The sequence below is a fragment of the Ligilactobacillus hayakitensis DSM 18933 = JCM 14209 genome (assembly GCF_000615845.1).
GTDB classification, from domain to species: domain Bacteria; phylum Bacillota; class Bacilli; order Lactobacillales; family Lactobacillaceae; genus Ligilactobacillus; species Ligilactobacillus hayakitensis.
The window spans coordinates 15412-27215 of record NZ_BAML01000019.1; the positions used below are offsets into that span (position 1 = coordinate 15412).

At 35.5% G+C, this 11804-nt stretch carries 7 protein-coding genes and 3 pseudogenes; 1 reads left to right on the plus strand and 9 read right to left on the minus strand.

What is annotated here, in order from left to right:
- Window positions 1-46 precede the first annotated feature (46 nt).
- The 6 genes and pseudogenes from JCM14209_RS06045 to JCM14209_RS06070 all read right to left on the minus strand — a co-directional run bounded on the left by JCM14209_RS06045 (window position 47) and on the right by JCM14209_RS06070 (window position 6625).
- Complete coding sequence (locus JCM14209_RS06045) at window positions 47-1018, minus strand: acyltransferase family protein (RefSeq protein WP_025022649.1); 972 nt, start codon at window positions 1016-1018, stop codon at window positions 47-49.
- Between the two features lie 117 nt (window positions 1019-1135).
- The gene (locus JCM14209_RS06050; RefSeq protein ID WP_025022650.1) at window positions 1136-1609 is read right to left on the minus strand and encodes a glutathione peroxidase; all 474 of its coding nucleotides are present in this window, start codon (window positions 1607-1609) and stop codon (window positions 1136-1138) included.
- A gap of 110 nt (window positions 1610-1719) precedes the next feature.
- Window positions 1720-3260: pseudogene (guaA, locus tag JCM14209_RS09265) on the minus strand (glutamine-hydrolyzing GMP synthase).
- 108 nt (window positions 3261-3368) lie between these two features.
- Window positions 3369-4288 (minus strand): annotated as a pseudogene (gene coaA, locus JCM14209_RS09270) (type I pantothenate kinase).
- A 102-nt stretch (window positions 4289-4390) separates the two neighbouring features.
- Window positions 4391-5130, minus strand: a pseudogene (locus tag JCM14209_RS09275) (amino acid ABC transporter ATP-binding protein).
- On the minus strand, window positions 5120-6625 hold the full coding sequence (locus JCM14209_RS06070; protein WP_025022651.1) for an ABC transporter substrate-binding protein/permease: 1506 nt from the start codon (window positions 6623-6625) through the stop codon (window positions 5120-5122). Before JCM14209_RS06070 ends, JCM14209_RS09275 begins: the two are co-directional and overlap by 11 nt.
- Before the next feature lie 378 nt (window positions 6626-7003).
- Here JCM14209_RS06070 and JCM14209_RS06075 point away from each other — a divergent pair, with 378 nt between their 5' ends.
- Complete coding sequence (locus tag JCM14209_RS06075; protein ID WP_025022652.1) at window positions 7004-8182, plus strand: MFS transporter; 1179 nt, start codon at window positions 7004-7006, stop codon at window positions 8180-8182.
- A gap of 70 nt (window positions 8183-8252) precedes the next feature.
- Here the strand turns inward: JCM14209_RS06075 and JCM14209_RS06080 are convergent, their stop codons facing one another.
- From JCM14209_RS06080 to JCM14209_RS06090, 3 genes are all read right to left on the minus strand, one after another.
- Window positions 8253-8906: a sugar transferase gene (locus JCM14209_RS06080; protein ID WP_025022653.1), complete on the minus strand. Its 654-nt coding sequence runs from the start codon at window positions 8904-8906 to the stop codon at window positions 8253-8255.
- Between the two features lie 131 nt (window positions 8907-9037).
- A complete protein-coding gene (locus JCM14209_RS06085; RefSeq protein WP_025022654.1) occupies window positions 9038-10006 on the minus strand; it encodes an LCP family glycopolymer transferase in 969 nt (322 codons plus the stop codon).
- A 215-nt stretch (window positions 10007-10221) separates the two neighbouring features.
- A complete protein-coding gene (locus JCM14209_RS06090; protein ID WP_025022655.1) occupies window positions 10222-10998 on the minus strand; it encodes a tyrosine-protein phosphatase in 777 nt (258 codons plus the stop codon).
- Between the last annotated feature and the right edge of the window lie 806 nt (window positions 10999-11804).

Here is an 11804-nt window from a genome sequence, read left to right on the forward strand (position 1 = left end):
AGTTATAATTTAAAATTACCAAAAAATATCTCTGTAACTAATTCCGTTACAGAGATATCATGCTAATTTTTTGGCGTAATTTCATGATCGCCATTACAATAAAAAACACTGTCAAATCAAGGATTGTTCGCAAAAGTACTTGGCTAAATTCACTTTGAATCCAGCCGCCCCACTTGATCCAGTAAAAATCAAGATGGTGTATACACAACAAGACCATTGTATGCTTGCCAAAGTAACTTAGCTTTTGAGTTAGCTGATTTAACAAGAGGTACTTGCTGATTTTTATCCACACTAAAGTCCCCGCAAGTGCTTCAAGCATCGTCACTAAGAATTTCGGATAACTTCTGACTGACAGATCTAAACTTAACCCTTGTGTCAAACATACAATCCAATAAATAAATGCCAAACTTAACAGCCATTTTTCGTGCTTCATTTCATCGAATTTCGCCTGTTTTAACACTGCACCCATCCACATGAAAAATGCGGCCACTAAGGCAATGTCGAGGGTTTGAGGTAACCACAATTCTTTTCGTGCCAACAGATATGCGATTGCTGCTCCAAAAAGAAAGATTCCCCCTTCAATGTGCCAGTCTTTTATAAGCACACAGACACCATCGTAGATAAGTTTCCCCCAAAAAAAGGCATATAAAAACCAAACGACTCCAACGTTTGTGACATCATATTTCAAAATATTTGCGCCCCAAAAAATTCCCTTAACTAAGTGAAGTAAAAACTCATCCATTGGTATTGGATTAAGTACCCAACTTTCCAGATTCATCAAAATTACCATTAAACTGGCAAATAACCACATCCGCCTAAAGTTCTTCGCAACATTGTTTTTGAAGCCCTCAAAACTTGTAATTTTTCGTGAAGTATAGCCAGATAAAATGAAGAATAGCGGCATATGAAAGGAAAAAATAAAATTCCTTGCTTCACCACTGAGTTCGTGGCCAATTATCATGAACAAAATTGCCACAGCTTTAGCCATGTCAACCCATTCAATTCGTTTCTTTACCATCAGCAACCTTCCTTTATTTTTTCTTAATACCAGTATAACAAACAAATTTTAGACAAAAAATCCGGTAAAGAAATCTCATTTGACCTTCCTTACCGGATTATGAGTAACTTAATTCAATTAAAGTATTTTTTCGATATCACCAGCAATTTTTTCTGGTTCAGCTTGAGGTGCGTAACGCTTAATAACTTCACCTTGTTTATTAACTAAGAACTTTGTGAAATTCCACTTGATGTCTTTACCTAAAATTCCATGTTCTTCTTGTTTAAGATAGTTGAATAATGGATCAGCGTTTTTGCCGTTCACATCAATCTTGGCGAATTGTGGGAAAGTTGTATCATATTTCATAGTACAGAAGTTATGAATGTCTTCAATACTACCGGGAGCTTGATGGCCAAATTGGTTGCATGGAAAATCTAAAATCACAAAGCCTTGGTCTTGATAATCTTGATATAGCTTTTCTAAGCCTTCGTATTGTGGGGTAAAGCCACAGCCGGTTGCGGTATTAACAATCAAAAGTGCTTTGCCTTCATATTGATTCAAAGAAACTGGATTATTTTGCATATCTTTTACGGTAAAATCGTATGCTGACATAATATTCCTCCTTAATTACGGTTGTTATAATCTTAATTGAGAATATGCTAAATTTCAACATTGCTTCACATCAAAAAAAACTACCAGGAAAACCCTAGTAGCTTTATTTTTTATTCCCATTCAATTGTTGCCGGTGGCTTAGAAGTAATATCATAAACGACGCGGTTAACGTGAGCGACTTCATTTACAATTCGTACTGAGATTTCTTGTAAGACATCCCATGGAATTTGTGCGAAATCTGCTGTCATCCCATCAATTGATGTAACCGCACGAATACCAACTGTATAATCATAAGTTCGACCGTCTCCCATCACCCCAACTGAGCGGATGCCTGGAAGCACAGTGAAGTATTGCCAGATTTCTTTATCTAAACCATGCTTGGCAATTTCTTCTCGTAAAATCAAATCAGAATCGCGGACAATTTGGAGTTTTTCTTCGGTGATTTCACCAATTACACGAATACCAAGTCCTGGTCCTGGGAATGGTTGGCGCCATACTAATTCATGGGGCATACCAAGTTTTTCCCCTAATTCACGGACTTCATCTTTAAATAAAGTATTCAAAGGTTCGATTAATTGGAATTGAATATCTTTTGGAAGTCCCCCAACGTTATGGTGCGACTTGATTGTTTGCGCAGTATCAGTTCCTGATTCAATAATATCAGTGTAAAGCGTTCCTTGGGCTAAGAATTCGATGCATCAAGCTTAGCTGCTTCATCATCGAAGACGCGAATAAATTCGTTACCGATAATCTTACGTTTCTTTTCAGGATCACTGACTCCAGCTAACTTGTTTAAGAAGCGGTCTTTGGCATCAACTTGAATAATGTTTAACCCAAACTTGCCACCTAAACTATCCATAACTTGATCAGCTTCACCTTTACGAAGCAAACCATGATCAACGAAGATACTTGTTAATTGATTCCCGATTGCTTTATGAAGTAATACCCCAACAACAGAGGAATCAACCCCACCTGAAAGGCCTAAAAGAACCTTTTTATCGCCAACAGTTTCACGAATTTTAGCAATTTGCATGTCAATAAAATCATCCATTGACCAGTTATTTTGGGCGCCACAAACATCGAAAGCAAAATGACGTAAAATATCATTTCCAAATTCTGAATTACGCACTTCTGGGTGGAATTGAAGTCCATAGAACTTCTTTTCATCGTTCGCAATTGAAGCAATCGGACAATTAGCACTTGTCGCAACAACTTCAAATCCTTCTGGAGCTTGAGTAACCAAGTCCCCGTGACTCATCCAAACTGTTTGTTCTTTTGGTAAATCCTTGAACATTACTGGATTATCACCTTTGATTGTAATTGTTGCTTTACCGTATTCCTTATTATCGGCAGCTTCAACTTTACCACCTGGTAATAAGTGACTCATCAATTGCATCCCGTAACAAATCCCTAAAACTGGAATCCCGAGATTGAAAATTTCTGGGTCTACTTTAAACGCGTCATCATCATATACACTGTTAGGCCCGCCAGAAAAAATGATTCCTTTAGGATTCATTGCCTTAATCTCTTGAGCAGTTAACTTGTGTGATAGTAATTCAGAATAAACTCCAAATTCACGGATGCGGCGTGTAATTAATTGGTTGTATTGACTTCCAAAGTCCAACACAATAATCTTATCAAATGCTTGCATGTCATTAGCCAAGTTCTGTCACCTCGTTAGTTAAATTACTTTTTACCTATTGTAACTGTCATCTTTCGTAAAATCAACAAAATATTGTGGGTTAATTAAAAAATAATTCTAATATTTCCGCAATAACAACTCATCAATTCTATGATTGTTCGTTTTATGCAAAATCAAATCGGCACGACTCCGGTTGGTAAGATGAATTCTCGTAAGTTCTTCAAATTAATGGTTTTCCACGTGTTTTTCGCCATCACTAAGGCATCTTTGCGACTTCCTAAAGCATATTTATGGAAGTAATTATCCGGATCATGCATTGAATGGTCTAGCAAGGTCTCAAAGCGTTCAAGATACCACTTTTCAATCAATTGTTCTTTGGCATCAACATAGATTGAAAAATCAAAAAAATCACTCATGTAAATTTGTTGATTGCTAGGAAGTTGCAGAACGTTTATCCCTTCAACGATTAAAATGTCCGGTTGCTTAATTTCTTCAAATTTTCCAGCAATAATGTCATAAACTTTATGCGAATAAACCGGTGCTTTGGCGGGAAGGTTATTTTTAACGTCATTGATAAAATTCAACAACGTTTTCATATCATAACTTTCTGGAAATCCTTTGCGATTCATAATATTTTTTTGCTGTAAGATTTCATTAGGATATAAGAATCCATCGGTGGTAATAAGTTGTACTTTTTTGTCAGGAAAAACTTCACTTAATAAGGTCTTCAATAAACGCGCAGTCGTGCTTTTACCTACTGCCACAGAGCCCGCTATCCCTAAGATAAAGGGCACTTTTTGAGCTTGAATTCCTAAAAATTCAGCTTGCTTATCTTGTTCAGCTTGATGAGTATCTAAGCGTAAACGTAACAAGTGTACCAATGGCATATAGACATCTTGGACATCTTGCATTGAAATTTGATCATTTAAAGCTTTAAGATTTACCAATTCTTCTTCTGTTAATTTGACAATATGATCTTGATAAAATGTTCGCCACTCTTCTCGCGCAATGCGATAATAGTTTAATTGATTATCCATACTTAACCTTCTCTAAAAAATTCTTGCCCCTATTATAGCATAGAACTTTCTTTGCTTTGCATACAAAAATACCCAAGCTCTTTTAGAACTTGGGTATTGTTATTAATCTAAAATCTTGTTTAAAAAGTCTTTAGCACGTTCTGATTTAGGGTTAGCGAAGAATTCATCTGGTTTCCCAACTTCTTGAACATAACCATCTGCCATAAACCAAATTTGATCAGCAACTTCTTTGGCGAAGCCATTTCATGAGTTACAACAACCATTGTCATTCCTGAATCAGCTAAATCACGCATAACCTTCAATACTTCCCCAACCATTTCTGGGTCAAGCGCACTTGTTGGTTCATCAAATAACATTACTTCTGGATCCATCGCTAAGGCACGCGCAATCGCCACACGTTGTTGTTGTCCCCCTGACATACTTGTTGGATATTGTTGCCCTTTGTCTTTTAGACCAACCTTTTCTAGTAATTCTAAAGCTTTCTTTTCTGCTTCTTGTTCCGAAACCCCTTTAACTTTCATCGGTGCTAACTTGATGTTTTCTAAAACATTCATATTAGGAAACAAGTTGAAGCTTTGGAATACCATCCCCATTTTTTCACGTAACTTATCTAACTGTTTTTCAGAGATATTAGTTAATTCGTGACCTTCAAATAATACCTTCCCACTTGTTGGTTTTTCTAACACGTTTAAACAACGAAGAAAAGTACTCTTACCTGATCCTGAAGGACCAATAACACAGATAACTTGGCCTTTTTCAACATTTTCGTTGATATCTTTTAAGACGACGTTTTCGCCGTATTTTTTTTGTAAGTTTTGCACTTCAATTATTTTAGTTGTCATGCTTCATCTTCCCTTCGAAGTAGTTTAGAACTTTAGATAAACTAAATGTTAGTACAAAGTAAATACACATAGTTACAAATAGCGGCATTACCCCTTTGAATGTTGCTGATTGTACTTGTTGTGTTTGGAACATCAATTCAGTTACCCCAATAACTGATACGATTGAACTTTCCTTAATCAATGAAATAAATTCGTTGCCTAATGCTGGCCAGATGTTCTTGATTGCTTGTGGAATCACAACATATTGGAAGGTTTGCTTCTTGCTTAACCCAAGTGATCTTGCCGCTTCAGTTTGCCCCGCTGCGATTGAAGCAATTCCTGAACGGAACACTTCAGCAACATACGCACCTGAGTTTAGAGCAACAGCGATAATCCCAGCTGTGATAGCTGGTAATGATTGGATAATTGATCCGATACCAAAGTAAACAAACATTACTTGAACCATCAATGGTGTTCCACGAACAAATTCGATATAAATCACTGAAAGCATGTGGAATAACTTGTTATCTGATAATCTCATAAGAGCTAATAAGATCCCTAAGATTACCCCGAAGAAAGCAGCGATAATTGTAATGATTAATGTGTATTGAACCCCTTTAGCGAAGTACTTCCAGTAATCTAACATTGTGCTTTGCTTTGTGTTTGATTCCATGTATTTTGAAGCTTCTGGAATAAATTCCTTGTTAATTAAGTCTTTTGCTTGAATCTTGTCAATTGACTTGTTGATTGCTTCGCCAAGGGCTGTGGCACCTTTTGGATAAGCAATCGCTGTTCCGGTATCAGAAGCGTTTAACTTAATTCCTGTTTTAAAACCACTTAAACTACTATTACTTTCAATGTAGGCTTTAGCTGTGGCTTCATCCATTAAAATCCCATCAATCTTGTGTGATTGTAATGATAAGATTAGATCACTTAATTTACCTAAACCTTTTCTTTGTGAATCAGGCATTGATGTTTTAATTAAATCATAGAATAATGAACCATTTTGCGCGCCGACTTTTTTATCTTTAAAGTCACTAATTGCATCATACTTAGCCATGTCAGCCTTATTAATTACAAGATATGGTGCTCCAGTATAGTAGATTTTTGAAAAGGCAACGCTCTTCTTTCTTTCAGCAGTTGGGCTCATCCCAGAAATAATCACATCGACCTTTCCAGTTTCAAGCGCAACCAACAATGAATCAAATTGCATGTTTTTAATAACTAATTTTACCCCTAAGTCTTTAGCAATTTGCTTGGCCATTTCCATTTCAAAACCAACAATCTTGGTTTGACCGTTTTCTTTAGTGGTGAATTCGTATGGAGGATAATCCGCACTCGTTCCGACAACTAAAGTCCCCTTTTGTTTAATCTTCTTTAATTCATCATTATTACTTGTAGTAGTTGTTTGTTGTGAACTTGTGCTTGCATCATCTGCTGCGAATGCCGTGCTCATTGGTCCAACAAGTGTTAACACCATCGCAAGTAACATGATTATCTTTTGATATAATTTCATCTCACTTAATCTCCCTTAAATTATATTTCTTATTTGATGATTTTAGTATACATGCAAATGATTATTTATGCAATTATTTTTTAAAAATATGCATAAAAATTATTAATTTAGCATAAATAACCATCTTTTTATGCATAAAGAAAGAATAAGCCAAGGATAAAATAATTTTTTACTTAATTTTCTTTAAAGATGACATAGGTGATATTTCCTTAGTTAACGCTTTTTATGACAAAACGTATTATAATTCTCTAAAAATCATCATTACGTAAACTTCGATGTTGAAAATTGCATTTAACTGGTATCATTTGTCATAAAAGGTTATGATAGTAAAGGTAATTTTGGAGAAAGAAAATTGAAAAGAAAGGATATCTTATTAATATGAAAAATCGGATTAAATTTTTCGGCTTAATTGCCCTTTTTAACCTCGCTGCCAATTATGCGCATCCGGTGACACCAACTTATTTCAAGCAATTACATCTTGATAACTCAATGTTTGGGTTGGCTTTTTCTGTGATGTCACTGGGAATTTTCTTAGCTTCTCCTTTCTGGGGAAAAGTTACGGGGTATATTAACTCAAAGACTGCCATGGCAATCGGGAGTATCGGTTATGCCTTCGCCCAATTCTTATTTGCGATTGGACATGTTCCATCAGTTATCTTAATTGGGCGCTTGATTGCTGGGCTTGCTTGTGGCGCGTTTTTCGTTGGGGCTTTAAATTATATCGTTAACTTATCAGAAGATGGTGAGCGGGGCTCGAACTTAACTTTTAATGCCACAGTTCAAACCGTTGCGAGTGCGATTGGCTACTTTATTGGAGGAACAATTGGGGATAAGAATGTCTATGTTGCCTTAACAGTTCAAGTTATTCAATTAACTTTAGTCGGTTTAGCTTATTACTTCTTATTAGATGAAGATGCTAACCATAAGCAACAAGCTTCATTCAAGCAAATCTTAGCTCAATCGAACCCCTTTGAACGTTTCTTAGATGGTAAGCTTTTTATGACTAAGCAATTCGCTCTTTTATTTGCGACTTCAACTTTATTGTATCTCGGATACACGGCTTTTGATCAAACATTTAACTACTACTTGAAAGATGTCTTTAATTTAAGAAGTAGCTTCAACGGGATTTTTAAAGGTGCAATTGGCTTAATCTCATTAACAGTTAACACAACCATTGGGATTTATGCCATGAAACATACAAAAGTTAAACGCACTTTTATCGTTGTTTTATTAGGGTTAACAACCATGATGACTTGCATGTTATTTAGTGGTTCCCTTGCAATGTATATCGGCTTTAGTGTTGTATTTTATGGTTTTTATTCATTAAGTTCACCCATCTTACAAAACTTGGTAACCAATGAAGCTAAAGATGAAACTAGAAATATTGTTCTTGGATTCTACCAATCAACCCAATCCTTAGGGCAAATCTTTGGGGCTTACGTTGCTGGAGTTATCTATAACTTCTCTGTGCAAGCTCCGTTTTATCTTGCGGCCGGATCATTCCTATTAGCCGTAATTATCTGTATTTTATACAGTCAAAAAACAGTTAGAAATTAAAAGAACTCCACTCGAAAAATCGGGTGGAGTTTTGTTTATACAAAAATGAGGTTGGAAATCCAACCTCATTTTAATAAGCGTCATTTGGAAAGGCCATAATCTTAACTGTTAAAAAGATAAGCCCTAAATCGTAGAAAAATCCGCTTTTTTGAATATATTTTAAATCTAATTCAACCATTTCATCAAAACCCGCACTGTTACGTACAGTCGCTTGCCATAATCCTGTACATCCAGGAGTTACGTATAAACGTTGCTTGTCATAATCGCTATATTCGGCTACTTCTGATGGTAATGGTGGTCTTGGGCCAACTAAGCTCATATCGCCTTTAAGAACATTAAATAATTGAGGTAATTCATCTAAACTATACTTACGAATGAACTTCCCAATCTTAGTGATGCGCGGATCTTCTTTCATCTTAAACATTGGCCCATCGACTTCATTTTGATCTTTTAATTCTTCTAACTTTTTATCTGCATCCACAATCATTGAACGAAACTTGTAGACTTTAAAAATCTTTCCATGGCGTCCTACTCGATCTTGCGTATACAATACTGGTCCATGGTCTTCTTTTTTAATGCGATAAGCAATGTACAAGAAAAGTGGTGATAATACAATAACACCAGCTAAACTTGCAATAAAATCAAAAAGACGTTTGACACTTCGATAAATATATCGCTTAGCTATTTTATTTTTATCTAATCTAATCTGATGAGTGGTGCTCATAACTTTCCGTATTCCCCCGAATTTTGTGATAATCCTCTTTATATTTTAATATAAATTTAATAAATTGTAAATCATTGCAATACACAAATAATGAAAAAATAAGACTGGAAATAATATCCCAGTCTTACAAATTATTGTCCTAAAGCTTCTTTTAATTGGTTAGTAGCTTTATTTCGTGCACTATCTGAAACAACTTCATAAGAACCCCCATCAATCATTTGTGATTGTCCTTTAAGTTGAACTTGTTTAATATCCATTGATGAACGATACTTAGTAGCGATTGCTTGCATATCATCGAATGTTAAGTTAGTTTTCATATTTGCTGAAATTGCATCTAAAATTTCTTGGTATCTTGTAACACTATTAATTGTTGCAATCTTCTTAACTAATGCTTCTAAAACAAGACGTTGACGTAATTGACGTCCGTAATCTCCACGAGGATCTTCATAACGCATTCTTGTGTAAGCCAAGATATTTTTATCGTCAATTGTAACAGTTCCTTTATCGAAATGAGTCCCTAGATTAGTGAAGTCAAGGTCATTTTCAACTTTAACAGGACCAACTGCTTTAGATAATTGTTCAAGTCCTTTCATGTTCATTTCGACATAGTAATCAACTGGAACATCGAGATACTTTTGAATAGTGTTAACAGCACCTTTAGTTCCACCGTATGCATAAGCGGCATTAATCTTGTTGTTATCGCCATATCCTTCAAGGCTAACCCGTGTATCACGTGGAATACTTAATAAAGTTGTCTTTTGTTGAGCAGGACTAACCGCAGCAACCATCATTGTATCTGAACGTCCTTGATATGTACGTCCGTATTCACCAGTATCTGTTCCTAAAATTAAAACTGAAAATGCTTTTTTACCATTTAAAGTTGGCTTGTTGCGCATTTGTTCTGTTTTAACTTCTTTATATGTAGCATTCGCTGCCTTTTTAGCATCAAAAAATAACTTCCCAAAAATGATAAGATCAAAGGCAACAAATACCCCTAATACAATCAAGACCCACTTTAAAATTTTATGTTTTTGCCAAAAGCTGCGGTGCTTATGGTGATGGTGGTGGTGTGAATGGGTGTTTTTTTCTTCGTTATCCATTATTTATCTTCCTCTGTTTTCTATTTAGTTTTTAGTTTTTGTTTTTTACTTTAGATTAGCTATACGGCCCCTTTTTGGCCTTCCATCAGCTTGTCTAATTACGATTCCAGGCCAGTGCCTAGTGGCTAACTACGGATTCTGTCGCCACCGGCTTCGCCGTTAACGCCCGATCCTAGGTTAGCCATACGGCCCCTTTTGGCCTTCCATCAGCTTGGTTAAAAGAAAAAGAAACGTTTCTTTTTCTTAACTTTACTAATCTCCCCAGCAGTAACTCTTTGTCCATTTATCAAAGCTTCGGCATTTTTTTCAAATTGCATCGCCTTTTTTTCACCGAAATCTTCTGCGATTTGATTCAAGGCTTCGCTTAAAACAAACTTACGACCTTTTAGCGTATGGGCATCAGAGGCCACGATTTGTACCAAGTTATGTTCGACCAATTTCTTTGAAATTTCAGCGACATGCGAACCAAAGCCGCCAACATAACTTGTCGCTGTGATTTGCGCTAATGCTCCATCTGAAATGAAATCATATAGTAAATCCAAGTTTTCTTGAATTTCATGGTTTCTTTCTGGGTGGCAGATTACTGGTGTAATGCCTTTTTTCTTCAAGTCAAAAATCAAACGCTTAGCATATCCAGGAACATTTCCATGTGGAAACTCTAATAGCATGTAGCGCTTGTTGGCATCGATTCCAAGTAAGTCATCATATTTTTGCGGTAAATCCCCATTAATATGAACTTCTTGTCCTGGAAAGACACGCAAGTTAATCCCATTAGCATCTAATTGCTTTTGAAAATCTGCAGCTGCTTTAACAATATCTTGCGCATGATTAACATATTCATTGTCTAAATGATGGGGGGTCGCTAAAATATGCGTTACCCCATCTTTGACTGCATCTTTAGCCAAGTTTAATGAGTGTTCTAGATCAGGAGAACCATCATCTACTCCTGGCAAAATATGACAGTGTAAGTCTACGATTTTTTCAAACTTCATCTTGCTATCCTCTTAATTATATTTGATAAGTCTCAATTTTAATTATAGCAAGGATATTTTTTATTTTAAAGAAGATTTAAATGTGTATGGCGGTAAAATAATAAAAGAATCCCCCTGCTAATGCAGGGGGATTCTACACAAAAAAGATACTGAATAGCAATAACAAGCATGAACAACAATTCTACATAGAATTGATTGTGAAACTTGTAAAAGCATTCAACACAAATAATAAAAAATAACCTATTAAGTGGTGGCAACTTATGCTACCACCTATTATTATAGCACTAAGCTATATTATAAACAATATAGAATCACTCCTGCTAGTGCGGGGAAAACAGTAAAAGATTCCTATAATACCAAGCTTTAGATTTCTGCTAACATCACTTTTTCTTTAGTCTAACATCAAAACATGCATTAATTCAATAACGTTCAACTCTTATATATTGGTAAGATTTCCCATAAAAGGGTAAATACTCAATAAAACACCAAAATCTAAAATAACAGCCAAATAGAGTTAAAAATTCGTTGGAGGTTAAAATAAAAAGAGTAGAAATATTCCTTTCGAGAAAACATCAAATTTGTAAAATTCAAAAAACGGAGCTAACGGAGATAAGATTTATAGATGAGTTCGTACGTTCCAACACAACAGTATTGATGGATTGAAGTGATTAAATGCTTGGAAAAATTAAAGTATTAAAACTCGTAGCGTTTGGATTCAAAAGTTTTAAAAACTTTCGCTTACACATTTTATTATCAAATCTAGCAGCTACATTAAATATCAAAGAAAAAAAGCGCAAAAAAATAAT

Excerpts from the sequence above, each read along its gene's own strand:
- JCM14209_RS06045 (WP_025022649.1), bottom strand. The coding sequence starts at position 1,018 with ATGGTAAAGAAACGAATTGAATGGGTTGACATGGCTAAAGCTGTGGCA.
- JCM14209_RS06050 (WP_025022650.1), bottom strand. The coding sequence starts at position 1,609 with ATGTCAGCATACGATTTTACCGTAAAAGATATGCAAAATAATCCAGTT.
- JCM14209_RS06070 (WP_025022651.1), bottom strand. The coding sequence starts at position 6,625 with ATGAAATTATATCAAAAGATAATCATGTTACTTGCGATGGTGTTAACA.
- JCM14209_RS06075 (WP_025022652.1), top strand. The coding sequence starts at position 7,004 with ATGAAAAATCGGATTAAATTTTTCGGCTTAATTGCCCTTTTTAACCTC.
- JCM14209_RS06080 (WP_025022653.1), bottom strand. The coding sequence starts at position 8,906 with ATGAGCACCACTCATCAGATTAGATTAGATAAAAATAAAATAGCTAAG.
- JCM14209_RS06085 (WP_025022654.1), bottom strand. The coding sequence starts at position 10,006 with ATGGATAACGAAGAAAAAAACACCCATTCACACCACCACCATCACCAT.
- JCM14209_RS06090 (WP_025022655.1), bottom strand. The coding sequence starts at position 10,998 with ATGAAGTTTGAAAAAATCGTAGACTTACACTGTCATATTTTGCCAGGA.